Raw genomic sequence first — 17,017 nt, forward strand, 5'->3', positions numbered from 1 at the left:
ACACATTTATAAACGATCGTTTAATAATTTTAGATTAAATCTGAAATTGCTTACTTTTGAATATGGAATTTTTTGATTTTCATCATCATAAGAAATATATCAGAAACGGAATTTACAATCTGAACATAGAACAAATTCCTCCTGATTCTCCTTATTCTATCGGAATTCATCCCCAGGATATTGATGTTACCCATCTCGAACAACAGTTTTCATGGATGGAAGGCACGATGTTTCAAAACTGTTTTGCTATTGGTGAGTGTGGTTTGGATTCTTTGGTTTCTATTGATCAGAAAATCCAGGAAGAAGTTTTTTTAAGACAGATAAAGATAGCCAATGAAGTCAAAAAACCTATGATCATTCATTGTGTCAGAAAATTTTATGAGGTCATTTCTTTGGGGAAGAAGGCCAGACAGCCCATGATCATTCATGGTTTTAATAAAAAACATCAAATTGCAGAAGATCTTCTTGCCAATAATTTTTACCTGAGTTTTGGAAAAGCTGTTTTGTATAATTTATCTTTGCAGGATATTTTGAAAAACACTCCGCTCAATAAAATCTTTTTAGAAACTGACAATGAAGACTTTAACATCGGAGAATTATACCTTAAAGTTTCGGAAATAAAAGAAATTTCTCTGGAGCAACTTAATGAACAAATTTTAGAAAATTTACATACAATAAAAAATGGATAAATACTGGCTGGAAAGGACTGAACTTTTGATAAAGGAAGATGGATTGGATAAGCTCATCAAGGCCAATGTGCTTGTGGTAGGCTTAGGAGGAGTAGGTTCTTTTGCCGCAGAATTTCTTGCCAGGGCCGGCGTAGGAAATATGACCATAGTGGATGGAGACACCGTAGATATTACAAATATCAACAGACAGCTTCCTGCCTTACATTCTACTGTTGGCAAACATAAAGTAGAGGTTGTAGCTGAAAGGCTTCTTGATATCAATCCACAGCTTAATTTAATCAGGATCAATGAGTTTCTGAATCCTGAGAGAATGGATGAAATCCTTGATTCCGGAAAGTTTGATTATGTACTTGACTGTATTGACAGTGTAACCCCGAAAATCTGTTTAATAAAAGCTGCCAGAAGAAGAAAGATCAAGATTGTAAGTTCTATGGGAGCCGGAGGAAAAACAGATCCGAGCATGGTGATGGTAAGGGATATCAGTAAAACCCACAACTGTTTCCTTGCAAAGCAGGTAAGAAAAAGGCTTAAGAAAGAAAAAATCAATAAAGGAATCAGATGTGTATTCTCCAATGAAATTCAAAAGGAGGAAAGCTTAAAAATGACCGACGGAAGCAATTTCAAAAAGTCATTCTATGGCACCATCAGCTTTATTCCTGCAATTTTCGGATTGTATGCAGCCGCTGAAGTGATTAATCATTTAGTGAAAAAGATGAAAGATTAATGCAGAACTTCAAATATCCAAGAGCGGAAAAGCTCAAAAAAAACACGGAAATAAGTTTGCTTTTTGAGAAAGGCAAATGGAGAACAAGCGGAAATCTAAGGATCATTGTTCTGAAAGACAAACCTAACCTTCCGCTAGAAGCTGCAAGATTTGGAGTTTCTGTTTCTAAAAGATACTTTAAAAGAGCTGTGCATAGGAATCGCATCAAGAGGCTGCTGAGAGAATGTTACCGGCTGAATAAAGATCTTTTCAGGCAGGCCTTTGGAGAAAAATCTATGGCAATGCTGTTTTGGGTTTCTTCTGAGATGCCACCGAAATTGCAGGACGTGGAGGCACAGTTTATCAAGCTTTGTGAAGCTCAGAAAAAGTAATCATCTATTCTGATGAAATAATATAGAACTGTGAGGTATTTTCTTACAGTTCTTTTTATTTCCCACAGATCGCACAGGGTTGTCACTGATAAAATCTTCTTTTTACTTTCTGGCAAATCACAAATAGTAAAGCTCAAAACCTCGTACCCCGCATCCCGTATCTGGAACTCTAAAATCAACAACGCTCCAAATATCATATAGTTTTTGTATTTTTAGGGAAAACAATAAATCTGAAAATTAATATGTTAGACAATGTTCCCTATTTTTCTTATATAATCAGTGCTTTTATCGGTATTGGACTGGCGGCAGCTACAGGCTTCCGGGTATTCCTTCCCATGTTCGTTGTAAGTCTTGCTTCTTATTTTAACTGGATTCCGATGAATGAGCATTTTGAATGGCTTGCGGGTCTCCCTACGCTTATTACAACAGGAATAGCTACTGTTATTGAGATCCTCGCTTATTACATCCCTTTTGTAGATCATTTACTGGATACTGTTTCCATACCTATGGCAACTGTTGCTGGTTCCATATTATTTGCCAGTCAGTTTGCTGAACTTGGGACTTTTCCACAATGGGCACTGGCATTGATTGCCGGAGGAGGTACGGCAGCTACGATCAGCTCCGGATTTGCAGGAATAAGGGCTGCTTCCACTGCTACTACAGGAGGTTTGGGAAATTCTATGGTAGGAACAACGGAGACGGCAGGTGCCGGTATAATGTCTGTTCTTGCGATGGCAGCACCGGTTATCGCCGCAATATTTGCCATCATTACATTAATTGTTGTTATCGTATTCGGACGAAAGGCCTGGAAAAAATTACGAAGTAATAAAGGTACTTCTCAGAAATTATAAAATAAAAAGGTACTGTTTTTATCAGTACCTTTTTATTTTTTAGTTTTTACTTCTGAAGTCCTTGATATCCTGAATTTTGGATTCAAAATATTCTTTTTTCTCAGGACTCTTTTTGATTAATATTTCAAACGCCTTTATTGCCTTTGTATAGAGTTTCTGTTCAAAATAAAGATTAGCTAATGTCTCGGTCATCAAATGCGAGATATCATCGTTCTTTTCTTTTACAACATAGGTACTTTCTTCCTTTAGCTGACTGATTCTGGGATTGTTCTCAATAAAGGTTTCAATAGCCTTTTCTTTGATTTCGGCTTTGTCCTTTACGGTTTCTTCTGTTCTGTCAATCTTAAGCCAGCTCTGCCATGTATTGATAAAACCCGGAACATTACTGTCTATTGATGATTGAGTGGTATTTTTCATAGTAACCTCCTGTACTTTTTCTACAGGTTCCTGTTTCTTTTCTTCAACCTTAAGGGTAGAAATATCGGTTCCAAAGAAAGAAACATTCATTACAGGAACATCTTCATTTACTGTTTCTGTTTCCGTTTTTTCTTCCTGAGCTGATTCAACCGGAGCAGAATGATCCTTTTCAACTTCAGAATTTTCTGCTATTGGTAAAACTTCTTCCTGAGCAGTTTCTTCAATAATTTCATTTGTCTCACCTGATTTGGACTCCACGGTAGTCACTTCCGGCTCTGCAACAGTTACAGCTTCTGTTTCCTGAGTTTTAATTTCAGGGGTTGACGCTTTTTCTGCTGTACTGATCAATGAATCCGGCAAATGGGATTCCACACTCATTGGCTTCCATGCAGTCTGCACTTCAGGTGTTTCCTGTAATTCTTCTTCTGCAATTTCTGATGTAACATCCTCGACTACAGGCGTTTGATTTTCAACAACTTCTTCCTTTACAGGCTCTTTTTTTATTTCTTCAGGTTTTTCTTCACTAGTTGACCAGAAATGGAAACTTTGGGTATCAGCGAAGCTAATTTCATGATCTTCAGAAGCTTCCGGCTCAAATTTTTCTTCCTGAACAACAGGTTTGGCTTCCTTCATTTTCTTTTCAACTTCCTCAATAAGGCGTCTCATCTCCTCCTCATGCTTATTTACACTGGATTGAGATACTTCAGCTGTTTCAGAAATCTCCTCGTTGTTGGCCTGGATTTTAACTTCCGGCATAAACGATTCTGTTCCATGGAAGCTTACTTCCGCATCAGATAATTTCGCTGAAGGCGCTTCTTCATTACCATTTTCTTCTTCTTTTTCAAGAGAAATCTGATCTTCGTCAATGATGGTTTCCGGTGTAAAGTTTTCTCCGGCGTTCTCTTCTGCTGCAACTTGTATTTCTTCTTGCAGAACAGGTTCTTCCTCAGAAACAGTTTCCGTTTCATGTGCTGTTGATTCAGCTTTTACAGGTTCTTCTGCTACCGCCTCTTCAATATGTACTTCCGGTGCTAAAGGGGCTACTTCATGGAAGCTGACATTTTCTTCTTCCTCAATCTTTTCTTCCTCTTTTTCTGAAGAAATCTGCTCTTCGTGAATGATGGTTTCCGGTGTAAAGTTCTCACCACCATTTTCATCACCCTGAGTCTGTATGGATGCTGCTTCCTCCTGAACCGGTTCTTCAACTACAGTATCTGTCTTTTGTGTTACCAGAGTACCTGATTCAAGGGTAGATTCAATATCGATGGTCTCAGGATTTACTTCATCCAAGAAGTTTTCTTCTCCTTCAAATAAAATTCTGTTTCGTTCACCTTTTACATAAATAGGCTTAGCTTCCTGTGAGATTGGTAATACACAAGTATTTTCTTTTTCTTCCGATGGCATTTCCAAAGAAATATCTTCTTCTCTTTTAATAGGGAAAGATTTTGCCTTTGGAGCTAATTGAGCAGGCTTTTCGATTGTTGCAGAAGGTTTCTTCTCTTCAACAATTTCCGGTTTAGGCTCTTGTTTGATCTTCCCGTTAATCAACTGATACAGAATTTTCTTATCAGTAGTATACGCAGCTGTTGTAGAAAGCTCTTTCTGATAGTTTTCTTTTTCGTACAGATGCACGCCATACAGGTGAAGGGCCCTGATATTCTGAATATAAGGAAAAGTGTGAATCTCTTCTTTCAAAAGACCAAGGTCTTCAGACTGAATATTTTTCGGATTTTTTATTAATTCTAAAACTCTCGGATTCATCTTACCAGTTCGCTACAATGTCGTTAAATATCTTGTTAATAATTCTATCTGTTACCAGTTTTACCTGCTGGTCTTCGATCTGACTTAAGGATACATCACTGTTGAAAGCGGCTTCATCAGAATACGTTCTGTCAAAACTTGCATCCGGATGGATTTTATTTTCATAATGTACCTTTACCGTAATCGTAAGTTTATTCTGTGCCTGTTGAATCACTCCACCAGAAGGGTTGGTCTGGGTATTGGAGCTGATGGTGGTAGGCGTAATGGAATAGTCTGTTATTTCTCCTTCAATCAGGATATCCGGATTTTCTTTCGTTCCCTTCAAAGTTGTTCTTTGAAGGAATCTGTTTTGTATTGCTGTAGAAAACTGTTGTGATAATGCAGGGTTCACAAGCGGTGCATTATTGGGAAATTCATTGATCTGAACTGTTTTCTCATCTGTAAGAGACGACCCCGTAAAGCTGTAGCATGAATTTAAAACTCCCAGCAACGCAAAGAGCATTCCCGTGAGTAATGATTGTTTCAGGCTTATATTTTTAATTTTAAAATCCATCTTTAAATCCGATTTCCGTAATTTCATCATACTCAATTTGTTGAATAGCATCTTCATAAGCAAAATAATTTGCTGTATATAAGAATGGTAAGGTAAGAAAAATTCCTATCCCGCAGGCAATAATACCAATCTGAGCCAAAATACTTACTACCACTGAGAAAAGGAAGATTGACAATAGATTTCCTTTGGTCATTATTTTTGAAATAGTCCAGGCTTCTTTTACTTCCCTGATGCCTTTAAGACTGATTAATGGTATGATATAAAAACCCTTTAATACAAAGTAATATATCGCTCCAATCAATAAAAACATATAGGGAAACACAAAAAATGCTACCATTGGATTGGGTTCATTACCCTCAGATAATGCACCTGATATACCCAGCACAGCAAATAAAGGAATGTAAAGCAGTAAAACACCTCCGAAAACAATTAACTGCAGCATAAAATAAGGCATAAAATCTTTAAAATCAAAGATATCTCCGGGACTTGCCGGCTGGTTTCTGTTCAGCCTTTGAAGGTATTTGTATAAATTACCCATCGCTAATAATCCGCAGAACGGAATGATCGACATGATAAAGCACATTAAAAATGCTACAAAAATATTTCCGAAATCTTTCTTTAAAAGTTCGAAACCTTTATTAATATATTCTCCGAGTTTAAAATTGATCGGCTTAGGTGTTAAATTGACTTTCATTATTTATGTTGTGCTAATCTTCCAGGTTATATTGTTTTATTTTTCTGTATAAAGTTCTTTGTGAAATTCCCAGCTCATCTGCAGCTCTGTTTCTACGTCCCTTATGCTTCTCCAAAGCCTTGATAATCAAATCTTTTTCATTATTCTGAAGGGAAAGTGATTCCGGTCTGTTTTCTTCAATTTCGATATCTTCAATATCTTCATAGCTGTCATCAGGGTTTGAAATAATCGTAGGAGTCTGCACGGCCGGCGTATCATTATTATTTTCAAAATATAACATCGATCCGGAATTCACTTGTGGCTGATTATCAGAAGTATAAATTCTGTTGATCAGATTTTTCTCATGATTGCTCAGATCTGCTGTACCTCTGTTCTTGATCAGTTCCGAAGTTAAGGATTTTAAATCATTAATATCATTCCTCATATCGAACAGGATTTTATACATGATTTCCCTTTCGCTTCCGAAATCGCTCTGCTTGGGAGTACTTTGAGTATTTACCACCATTGGGAGATGGGTTTCCATCGGAATATACTCGGCAAGTTTTTCAGCAGTAATATTTCTGTTTCTTTCCACAACGGTCATCTGCTCTACTAAATTTCTTAGCTGGCGGACGTTCCCCGGGAAAGAATAACTTTCTATATAGTGAACAGCACTCTGCTCCAGCTCCAGTTCCGGCATTCTGTATTTTTCAGCAAAATCTATTGCAAATTTTCTGAATAACAAATGGATATCTCCTTTTCTTTCTCTCAAAGGAGGCATATCAATCTGAACGGTATTCAAACGGTAATATAAATCCTCACGGAACCTTCCGTCATGGATGGCCTTCATCATATTAACGTTGGTAGCTGCCACAATCCTCACATTGGTTTTCTGCACCTGTGAAGAACCTACTTTCATAAATTCACCACTTTCCAGCACTCTTAAAAGACGTACCTGAGTCTGCAGGGGAAGTTCTCCCACCTCATCCAAAAAGATGGTTCCGCCGTCTGCCACTTCAAAATATCCTTTTCTTGTAGCTGTAGCTCCTGTAAAAGCTCCTTTTTCGTGCCCGAATAGCTCAGAGTCTATGGTCCCTTCCGGAATGGCTCCACAGTTTACCACGATATAAGGCTGATGTTTTCTTCTGGATTCTGAATGAATGATTTTCGGAATAAATTCTTTTCCCACCCCACTTTCTCCAATTACAAGTACAGAGATATCTGTGGGTGCAACCTGGATAGATTTTTCCAGGGCACGATTGAGTGCAGGAAAGTTTCCGATAATTCCGAAACGGTTTTTTATGTTTTGTAGCTCGTTGCTCATAAGTAAATTTTTGATTATTGATTGAATGTTAATCTTCTACAGCACTTCAACCTGTTGTGTGTAGACCTTGTTAAATTGATGAGTGCAGACAGCTTTCATGGTCTTTCCTTCATCATACGTTTGCAGGGCTAACATGTTTAAATCCAAATAATCTTTGTTTCTGATCTTAGAAACTTTACTTTTAAAGTATGTATTCTCAGCAAAGCCGTACCCTTTGCTTTGTTTTTCAAAATTTTCCAGGGCTTTGTCATATCTTCCCAGCTCAAGATAGGTAACACCCAGCTGATAATGATCAAACATTCCCTTCGCATAACCTCTGGCAGCCAGAAGCCTTTCTATAATCCCAGATGCTTTTTCTTTCTGTCCTGAAGCACTGTAGGATATCGCTCTTACTAAGTCCGTACTATAGTCTCCGTTTTGAGACCTTCCTAAGTCTCCAGGCTCATATATATTTAAACCTTCTAAATCCTGAATGGCTCCTTTATAGTCTCTTAGGAACTGAAACTTTGTCCAGCCCCGGTAGCTAAGGTGCATTTTGGGATTTAAAGCAACCGCTTTATCAATTAAAATTTTCCAGGTTACAAAATCTCCTTTTTTAAGATATGGAACGGCTTTTTCCATGTAAGCATGGGAGAAATCCGGACACAATTCAATGGCTTTATCAAAACCTTCCTGAGATTCTGCGAGACCTTGTAAATCTGAAGCCCAGTTGTATAACTCACACGCTTTTTTGCAGTTCTCACCCTCTACTGCATTACAGTTGACCTGTGCAATAGTATTGGTGTAAACGATAAGTAACAAAAAGCTAAGGTAATACCTCTGAAACTTTTCCATTTTCAATTTTATAGGTTAAATCCTGATAATAATCTACTTTTAAACCTTTTATCTCTTCCGGCATCCAGCCTTCGAGTGATTTTGTAAACTGCGTAACAATTTACTAAAAATCTTACGGTAATATACCCGTTGATTTTTTCAGAATATATATTTTTCTTTTAAGTTTTTCAGGGATAGCATCTTTTCGCTTGTCTGTCCAAATTACTTTGAACCCTGAAACTTAATTTTATTCTGCTGTTCTCCCTAAAAGTGTGCCTTGCGTATTGTCATACACAAAAACGTTCACAATGTCACCTATTTTCTGTCCTTCCAGTTTATCGAAGACACATACGGCATTCTGAGAGTTTCTTCCTTTCCACTGGTTTTTATTTTTCTTGGAAATTCCTTCAATCAGAATCTGATGCTCTCTTCCAACATACGATTTCATTCTTTGTTTTGAAAGCTCTCCCTGAAGGGCAATAACCTCAGCAAGACGTCTCTGCTTCACATCAGCCGGAATATTGTCTTCCATTTTCTTGTGAGCAGGGGTTCCCGGCCTTTCTGAGTACGCAAACATATAACCGTAGTCATATTCCACTTCTCTCATCAGACTTAGTGTATCCTGATGGTCTTCTTCTGTTTCATTACAGAATCCTACGATCATATCCTGTGAAAATGCTACTTCCGGAACAATTTCCTTCGCTTTTCTGATCAGATCAAGATATTCTTCACGGGTATGCTGTCTGTTCATCGCTTCCAGCATATTATTGCTTCCGCTTTGTACAGGAAGATGTACATATTTACAGATGTTGTCATGTTTTGCCATCATTCTGAATACGTCCAGACTCATATCCTGAGGGTTGGAAGTAGAGAATCTGATTCTCAATTCAGGAACAGCTTTAGCCACTAAATCAAGAAGTTGAGCAAAATTTACAGCTGTTGCTTTCTGCATTTCAGATGCCTTTGCAAAATCTTTTTTAGGACCACCTCCATACCAAAGGTAAGAGTCTACGTTTTGTCCTAAAAGGGTAATTTCTTTATATCCGTTATTGGCAAGATCTTTACATTCTTCAATAATGGAGTGTGGATCACGGCTTCTTTCTCTTCCTCTGGTAAATGGAACCACACAGAATGTACACATGTTATCACAACCTCTTGTAATGGTAACAAAAGCGGTAACACCGTTTCCTCCTAAACGGACAGGATTGATATCGGCATAAGTCTCTTCTTTGGAAAGAATTACGTTGATGGCATCTCTTCCATCGTCAGTTTCTTTCAAAAGGTTTGGTAAGTCTCTGTAGGCATCCGGACCTACAACAAGATCTACCAACTGTTCTTCTTCTAAAAACTTGGTTTTTAATCTTTCTGCCATACATCCCAAAACACCAACCGTCATATTCGGTCTTTCTTTTTTAAGATTTTTAAACTGAGAAAGACGCATTCTTACGGTCTGTTCCGCTTTTTCGCGGATGGAGCATGTATTTAAAAGAATCAGGTCAGCTTCTTCAACTTTCATCGTTGTATTATAGCCCTGTTCATTAAGAATGGATGCAACAATTTCAGAGTCAGAGAAATTCATCTGACAGCCATAGCTTTCTAAAAACAGTTTTTTAGAGTTCTCCGGTCTTTCTGCAATAGCAAAAGCTTCGCCCTGTTTTGTTTCGTCTATATATTTTTCCTGCACGATAATCGATTTAAGGTTCGTAATTTAAAATTACGAACGAATAAGTTTGCAAAGATACAAAATATTGTGACAGAATGTCAGCGCTATTATTTTAACAAAATCATAAATTGAAAAAGTGTTGGAATTCTCTCATTGAACCTCCCATTACTTTAAATTTGAAAAAGAAAACTATTAAAATCCTAATCGATATCTGCAGACATTGAAGAGAAGTTCATTTTAACTTTAATCTGTGAGGCTACTGGCTTCCCGTTACAAGACGCCGGAATCCAGTTTTTCTTTATCCTTCTTACAACGTACTGCATATCATCAAAGAAAACTTCGCTGTTGGCCACCTTAGGCATTCCTTGCACATCCGTTACTTTTCCTTTGTCATCAAGCACTAAGGTAAAGGTAAAATCTCCCGTCAAAGCATAGAAATCAGAATTCAGGTACGCATACATATATCGGTTCAGGATATCTTTGTAGGCTGCAACACCTCCTTCAAAAGCAGCGGGTTTAAAATCATTACATTTTACAGCAACCTGCATAAAGGGTTCTCTAATATCTATTTTTAAAAGATTTTTATTACTCTCTCTGATAAAAGAATCATCCCTTTCTTCCTGATCCTGCGCCAGTGAAAAATTCATTGTACATAAAGCCAAAAATAAAAATATAGTTCTCATGCTTGTTTCCTAATAATAAACAAAGGTAAATATTTAGCTTATGTATAAAAAAGAAAAACTTCACGCCAAGCATGAAGTTTTACATATGGGTTCTGGATTTCAGATGACTTTCTTTTTTCTTTTCTTCTTAAAGCAGGCCTTTGATATGTTTATAATTGGTCTTCACTGTTTCAAAAACCTCATCCATTTTACCGCCAAGCATGAGCTGAGCCATAGACTTGGTCATTCCCATAATCTGATCAAATTCAACCTTCGGAGGAAGAGCCAGCGCATTAGGATTGGTGAAAATATTCAGAAGATAAGGTCCTTCATAATTCAGGCATTCTTTGATAGCACTTTCCACATCTTCCGGAAGATGGACATTTTTTCCCGGATATCCCATGGCATGCGCGATCATGGCAAAGTCAGGATTAATCATGTCTGTCTCATTATCGGGCATTCCGCCAACTTCCATCTCCAGCTTTACCATTCCCAGGGTTCTGTTATTGAAAACAATTAATTTGATTGGTAATTTATACTGAAAAATAGTAGCCATATCTCCTAACAGCATAGATAACCCTCCATCTCCACAAAGGGCAATCACTTGTTTTTCAGGATGTGCCAATGCAGCACCTATCGCCATTGGCATCGCATTAGCCATTGAGCCATGGTTAAATGATCCCAGCATTTTCCTTTCGCCTGTTCCTGTAATAAAACGGGCTCCCCAAACGCAGCACATTCCGGTATCTACGGTAAAAATAGCATCATTTTCAGCAAGTTTATCTAAAGTGTGGGCCACATATTCCGGCTGAATGGCGTTCTCTTTTCCAGAATCTTTTACATATTCCAACTGGTTTTCTTTTACTTTATCATAAAATGCCAGCTGTTCATTCAGAAAATGAACATCCGTTTTTTCGTCAAGTAAAGGCAATAATGCTTTAATGGTTTCTTTGACATCTCCGGCAAGTCCTAAATCCAGTTTTGCTCTTCTTCCTAATCTTTCAGGACTTTCATCAATCTGGACGATTTTATTTTTTACAGGCATGAATTTCTGATAAGGGAAATCCGTTCCCAGGAGAATGACGAGATCAGCTTCATGCATAGCGTGATAGGCTGAAGGAAATCCTAGCAGACCTGTAAGTCCCACTTCATTTGGGTTATTGGGCTGAATAGCCATTTTTCCCCTAAATGAATATCCTACAGGTGCTTTTAACAGCTTTGACAAAGCGATTACCTCATCACGTGCTTCAGCAGCACCTATCCCGCAGTATAGGGTTACTTTTTTGCTTTTATTCACCAGTTCCGACAAACTTTTCAGCTCATCATCCGATGGTCTTATCACAGGATTGGTTTTAAATATTTGGGTGGAAGTAGAACCTTCTTCGGCATCCAGCTCAGAAACATCTCCCGGAAGACCTATGACCGCAACTCCTTTTTTGGATATAGCATGCTGAATAGCAGTTTGCACGGTTCTCTGTACCTGTTCAGGTCTTGTAATCATTTGATTATAATAGCTGCAGTCATCAAACAGCTTTATCGTATTGGTTTCCTGAAAGTAATCCATGCCCATTTCATCACTGGGAATGGTGGAAGCAATCACCAGCATAGGAACATGAGAGCGATGAGCTTCATACACTCCATTGATCAAATGAACGTGTCCGGGGCCGCAGCTTCCGGCACAAACTGCCAAACCATCAAGCTCAGCCTCTGCCGCTGCGGCATAAGCCCCTACCTCTTCGTGTCTTACATGAATCCACTGGATACTGCTTTTTTTAACGGCAATATTCAGATGATTGAGACTGTCGCCGGTTACTGCATAAATTCTTTTCACATTGGCATTTTCGAGCATTTCAACAATTTGCTCTGCTATGTTTTTTGCCATAATTAGTCTGTTTTGGTGGTTATTTTTTGGTGAAAATAGTATTTGAGAAGAAGAAAATCTTCCTATCTCTATCAAATTTAACTAATAAAGTTGAGACTCCATCCCTAACTCGATGTTAAAAAATTGTAATTTAATTTTGATTCTATTGAAACCTCACGGGTTTTGAAAACCCGTGAGGTTTCATTTCCATGTAAAACAAAACAGCCGCCAAAAAGGCAGCTGTTTATATCATATGTTTCGGATTTTACATCACTATTTCAATCTGATTTCTCAACAGATCTTCAAACTCGTCTCTTTTACGGATCAAATGAGCTTTTCCGTCTAAGAATAAGACTTCAGCAGGCTTTAATCTAGAATTGAAGTTCGAACTCATTTCAAAACCGTAAGCTCCCGCATTATGGAAAGCAAGAATATCTCCTTCTCTTACTTCATTCAGTTTTCTGTCCCATGCGAACGTATCTGTTTCGCAGATATTTCCTACTACCGTATAAATTCTTTCTGCACCTTTTGGATTGGACAGGTTTTCAATCATATGGTAAGAATCATAGAACATCGGACGGATCAGGTGATTAAATCCGGAATTCACTCCAACAAAAACAGTTGCTGTTGTCTGCTTGATCACATTAGCTTTCACTAGTAAATATCCGCTTTTTCCCACCAGGAATTTTCCAGGCTCAAACCATAATTCGAATTTTTTTCCTGTAGATTTTGAAAATTCAGAAATTACTTTTTCCACTTTTTTTCCTAATGTTTTCACATCAGTTTCTTCTTCACTGTCCTGGTAAGGGATTTTGAATCCGCTTCCCATATCCAGATATTTCAGGTTCGGGAAATGCTCAGAAAGTTCCAGCATAATCTCCAAAGCCTGAAGGAATACATCAGGATCTTTTATTTCGCTTCCCGTATGCATGTGAAGACCTTCAACATTCAGGTTGGTACTCTTCATCACTCTTTCGATGTGACGAACCTGGTGAATAGAAATCCCGAATTTACTGTCGATGTGCCCAGTTGAAATCTTATAGTTACCTCCTGCAAAAATATGCGGATTGATTCTTACTAAGATCGGATAGGTATTTCCGTATTTATTCCCGAATTGCTCAAGAATAGAAATGTTATCAATGTTAATATGAACTCCAAAAGTCATTGCTTCCTCTATTTCCGCCAGGTCAACACAGTTGGGTGTAAATAATATCTTTTCTTTCGAAAATCCTGCCTTTAATCCCAGCTTAACTTCGTTGATAGATACACAATCCAAAGATGCACCCAGATTCTTGACATACTTAAGAATATTGATATTGGTCAAGGCCTTCGCTGCGTAGAAGAACTTAGTATGTTTTAAAAATGAAGAGGTAAGTTTTTCGTATTGAATTTTGATGGATTCAGCATCATAAACATACACCGGTGTACCAAACTCATTGGCAATCTTTAATAATTCTTTTGAATTCATAATTTCATTTTAACATAAAAAAAGGCAGATTCTTCGAAAAAGAGCCTGCCACATTGATTATTTTTTATGCAAGACAACTCTTTTAAATATTCCAAACCTTAGAGAACTTTACAGTTCCCTTTTTTCCAGTTTTATTTTGTTTAAAATTTTGCATTGCTTCTATTTATTTTTTTGCAAAAATACTATTTATTTTTTGATTTCAGGAAAATTGATTTGAATTGTATTCTCCTCAGAATAAACTTATAACATATAAATACTCTGTCACTTCGGCAGTGGTAATGTCTCAAAATCCGCACGAAGAAGGGCCAGCTGCAACTCGTTATTCAGATCCGTAGAAGACAGCGGAAGGTCAATTTTCAGCTTAGCCAGCTTACTCAGCGTCTGAATTTGTGTAAACAATTCATAGAAACCAAATGAAACCACTTTTCCGTTTTCTATGATTAAAAACAGTTTCTCTCCTAATTTTCTTCCTGGTCCGAGCCAAAGCTCATTTCTTTTTCTGAATTCAATTTTCTGTTTCAGGGCAGAAAAATCTTTAAATTCTTCCTGAGATCCTATGAACTGAACCGCTTTTGCGCCCTGGGTAAATGATCTGAATTTTAAGACCGGCTTCTCAGTTTTATTAAGCTTATTTTTCTCAACTACATATTTATTATTCCTGAAATATAATCCGAAAGGTAAGACCTCTTTCTTTTTAATATTTTTGGAATTAAGGATCAGTTTGGCAATAATATCTGTTCCTGTAAGCTCAAAATTAATCTGCTCAACATCCTTCTGGATCTGTTCCCATTTTTTTGATTTGGAATTGAAAACCTTTTTGGAAAATTTGTTGATATCCTGAACATAATCAGAAAACATAATACGTCCTGCTTCATCCTGAAAATACACAAAACCTTTGTCATTAGGAAGATCCTGAGTCAGTTCTTTAATCTTGTTGATATACGTTTTGGCATTAGACTCATCATGCTGCTTCTGAATAATCTCATTTTCAATATCTTTTGAGATCAGAAGTTTGAAAAGTTCTAATGTAGCTCTTGCATCGCCTTCCGCCCTGTGATGGTTGGTCAATGGAATACCCAATGATTTCACCAGTTTTCCCAACGAATAACTTACTTCATCAGGAATCAGTTTTTTTGCTAACGGAATTGTATCTAAAGTATTGATTTTAAAATCATAACCAAGCCTTTTGAATGACTGGCGAAGCATCCTGTAATCAAAATCAATATTATGACCTACCAAAGTTGTATTCTGAGTAATTTCTATCACTCTTTTGGCAATTTCATGAAATTTCGGAGCAGTCTTGACCATTTTTGGGGTAATACTGGTCAACTTTTGTACAAAAGGAGTAATATCACCTTCGGGGTTTACAAGGGATATAAACTGATCTGTAATTTTCTGACCGTCATATCTGTAGATGGCGATATCTATAATGCATTCATTTCTATAACCTGCACCATTACTTTCTATATCTATAATTGAATACATGAATGTGTGTTAACTGCTGTTTTTCTAGTTTACTATTTAGACCTGCTTTTATTCCCCAATAAAATAAGGCTCTGTTTTTTACTGTTATGTAAAGATAACCTGCTAAAATAACAAAAAATATATCAAAACACAGCAGGTTAGCTTTCAAAATTATCTTCTTCTGCCTCCCAGCCCGAACATTCCGAGAATAGCTTTTGCTCCTTCCCTCATTAAAGTAGAGGTAAAGGTACGGCCAGCCTTACTCTGTAAAACCTGTTCGAACATTCCTGGTTCTTCTTTTACGGGTTTTGCCTTCTGTGCAGGTGCGGGGTTTTGTGCTGCCTGTTCCATTCTGGTGGTCAGCATTTCGTAGGCAGACTCTCTGTCTAATGCCTGCTCATATTTTGCTACCATTGCTGATCTGGAAGTAAGATCGGAGACTTCCGCCTCACTCAGAACATCCATTCTCGATTCGGGAGAAATCAGGTAAGTATGCACTAATGGTGTCGGTATTCCTTTTTCATCCAGAGCTGTCACAAATGCTTCTCCAATTCCCAGATTCTGGATCAGGCTGGAAGCTTCGTAATATTCTGTGGTAGGATAGTTTTCAACGGCTTTGGTAATTTCTTTTTTATCTTTTGCCGTAAAACCTCTTAATGCATGCTGTATTTTTAATCCTAATTGGGAAAGGACATTTTCTGGAACATCCCCGGGAATCTGGGTAATAAAATAAATTCCTACTCCTTTGGAACGGATTAATTTCACCATTGTTTCGATCTGTGAAAGAAGCGCTTTGGAAGCTTCATCAAAAATCAGATGGGCTTCATCAATGAATAGTACCAGCTTTGGTTTCCCACTGTCTCCTTCTTCCGGAAACGTCATATAAATTTCAGCAAAAAGCGAAAGCATAAACGTTGAGAAAAGCTGTGGCTTATTCTGAATATCTGCTACTCTTAAAATATTAACCACTCCTTTTCCATCTCTTGTTTCCAGTAAATCATGAACATCAAAACTTAATTCACCGAAAAATCCTGCTGCTCCCTGCTGCTCCAAAGCTACAATAGATCTTAAAATAGCACCGAGAGAGGCTGATGCAATGGATCCGTAATTGGCTGCAAGCTCAGCTTTTCCCTGTGCATTATCCGTTACATACTGCAGTACTTTCTTCAGATCATTAAGGTCAATTAAAGGAAGTCCTTTATCATCACAATATTTGAAGACAATAGACATGATGCTTTGCTGCGTATCATTCAATTCAAGGATTTTGCTTAATAAAACAGGCCCGAATTCTGTAACCGTAGCCCTCAGTTTCACCCCTTTTCCTCCGGAAATACTCATCAATTCTACAGGAAAGCCTTGGGGATTATAAGGAAGCTGTGTCTTCGCATATCTTTCCTCAATGATAGGATTCATTTGTCCTGCTTCTGCAATTCCGGAAAAGTCTCCTTTAATATCCAGAACCAGAGACGGAATTCCTGCGTGAGAAAGCTGTTCTGCGAATACCTGTAATGTTTTTGTCTTACCGGTTCCGGTAGCTCCTGCAATAAGACCGTGGCGGTTAATCGTTTTCAGGGGAATGGTTACGTTTACTTCCGTAACAACTTCTCCATCCAACATCCCTTTTCCTAATATTATATGTTCTCCTTTAGGAGTATATCTAGCATTAAGTTCTTCAATAAATTGTGTTTTGTCTGCCATTTGATTGCTTTTTTAAACTTATAAA

15 protein-coding genes are annotated in these 17,017 nt (G+C 37.7%); 4 read left to right on the top strand and 11 right to left on the bottom strand.

The genetic code is table 11. The annotated features are described in order from the left end of the window. Positions 1 to 62: 62 nt before the first annotated feature. The 4 genes from LIV57_RS19980 (at position 63) to LIV57_RS19995 (ending at position 2,635) form a co-directional block, all read left to right on the top strand. Positions 63 to 689 carry a TatD family hydrolase gene (locus LIV57_RS19980; protein ID WP_227944005.1) on the top strand — a complete coding sequence of 209 codons (627 nt, stop codon included), beginning with the start codon at positions 63 to 65 and terminating at the stop codon, positions 687 to 689. Continuing rightward, a complete protein-coding gene (locus LIV57_RS19985; protein ID WP_110011532.1) occupies positions 682 to 1,413 on the top strand; it encodes a ThiF family adenylyltransferase in 732 nt (243 codons plus the stop codon). The genes LIV57_RS19980 and LIV57_RS19985 overlap by 8 nt, the downstream gene beginning before the upstream one ends. Further along, positions 1,413 to 1,784, top strand: a complete 372-nt coding sequence (gene rnpA, locus LIV57_RS19990) for a ribonuclease P protein component (protein WP_227944006.1) — start codon at positions 1,413 to 1,415, stop codon at positions 1,782 to 1,784. Before LIV57_RS19985 ends, rnpA begins: the two co-directional genes overlap by 1 nt. A gap of 242 nt (positions 1,785 to 2,026) precedes the next feature. Then, complete coding sequence (locus LIV57_RS19995) at positions 2,027 to 2,635, top strand: DUF4126 domain-containing protein (RefSeq protein WP_227944007.1); 609 nt, start codon at positions 2,027 to 2,029, stop codon at positions 2,633 to 2,635. Between the two features lie 39 nt (positions 2,636 to 2,674). Here LIV57_RS19995 and LIV57_RS20000 read toward each other — a convergent pair whose 3' ends face one another. The 11 genes from LIV57_RS20000 to LIV57_RS20050 all read right to left on the bottom strand — a co-directional run bounded on the left by LIV57_RS20000 (position 2,675) and on the right by LIV57_RS20050 (position 16,992). Next, positions 2,675 to 4,813, bottom strand: coding sequence for a hypothetical protein (locus tag LIV57_RS20000; RefSeq protein ID WP_227944008.1), 2,139 nt, complete (start codon positions 4,811 to 4,813; stop codon positions 2,675 to 2,677). Position 4,814: 1 nt separating this feature from the next. After that, positions 4,815 to 5,366, bottom strand: coding sequence for an LptE family protein (locus LIV57_RS20005; protein ID WP_227944009.1), 552 nt, complete (start codon positions 5,364 to 5,366; stop codon positions 4,815 to 4,817). Further along, a complete protein-coding gene (locus tag LIV57_RS20010; RefSeq protein WP_227944010.1) occupies positions 5,356 to 6,060 on the bottom strand; it encodes a hypothetical protein in 705 nt (234 codons plus the stop codon). The genes LIV57_RS20005 and LIV57_RS20010 overlap by 11 nt, the downstream gene beginning before the upstream one ends. Positions 6,061 to 6,073: 13 nt before the next feature. Continuing rightward, positions 6,074 to 7,363: a sigma-54 interaction domain-containing protein gene (locus LIV57_RS20015; RefSeq protein ID WP_227944011.1), complete on the bottom strand. Its 1,290-nt coding sequence runs from the start codon at positions 7,361 to 7,363 to the stop codon at positions 6,074 to 6,076. Between the two features lie 36 nt (positions 7,364 to 7,399). Beyond that, entirely contained in the window at positions 7,400 to 8,197 is a 798-nt protein-coding gene (locus tag LIV57_RS20020) for a tetratricopeptide repeat protein (RefSeq protein WP_227944012.1), read from the bottom strand. A 226-nt stretch (positions 8,198 to 8,423) separates the two neighbouring features. Then, positions 8,424 to 9,860 carry a tRNA (N6-isopentenyl adenosine(37)-C2)-methylthiotransferase MiaB gene (miaB, locus tag LIV57_RS20025; RefSeq protein ID WP_227944013.1) on the bottom strand — a complete coding sequence of 479 codons (1,437 nt, stop codon included), beginning with the start codon at positions 9,858 to 9,860 and terminating at the stop codon, positions 8,424 to 8,426. A 179-nt stretch (positions 9,861 to 10,039) separates the two neighbouring features. After that, entirely contained in the window at positions 10,040 to 10,522 is a 483-nt protein-coding gene (locus LIV57_RS20030; protein ID WP_227944014.1) for a hypothetical protein, read from the bottom strand. Positions 10,523 to 10,649: 127 nt separating this feature from the next. Then, complete coding sequence (locus tag LIV57_RS20035) at positions 10,650 to 12,383, bottom strand: thiamine pyrophosphate-dependent enzyme (protein WP_227944015.1); 1,734 nt, start codon at positions 12,381 to 12,383, stop codon at positions 10,650 to 10,652. A gap of 244 nt (positions 12,384 to 12,627) precedes the next feature. Then, complete coding sequence (gene lysA / locus LIV57_RS20040) at positions 12,628 to 13,830, bottom strand: diaminopimelate decarboxylase (protein ID WP_170872057.1); 1,203 nt, start codon at positions 13,828 to 13,830, stop codon at positions 12,628 to 12,630. Positions 13,831 to 14,091: 261 nt separating this feature from the next. Further along, on the bottom strand, positions 14,092 to 15,315 hold the full coding sequence (locus LIV57_RS20045) for a PolC-type DNA polymerase III (RefSeq protein ID WP_227944016.1): 1,224 nt from the start codon (positions 15,313 to 15,315) through the stop codon (positions 14,092 to 14,094). 150 nt (positions 15,316 to 15,465) lie between these two features. Continuing rightward, on the bottom strand, positions 15,466 to 16,992 hold the full coding sequence (locus LIV57_RS20050) for a helicase HerA-like domain-containing protein (RefSeq protein ID WP_227944017.1): 1,527 nt from the start codon (positions 16,990 to 16,992) through the stop codon (positions 15,466 to 15,468). Positions 16,993 to 17,017 lie beyond the last annotated feature (25 nt).

Source organism: Chryseobacterium sp. X308, from assembly GCF_020733145.1.
GTDB classification, from domain to species: Bacteria; Bacteroidota; Bacteroidia; order Flavobacteriales; family Weeksellaceae; genus Chryseobacterium; species Chryseobacterium cupriresistens.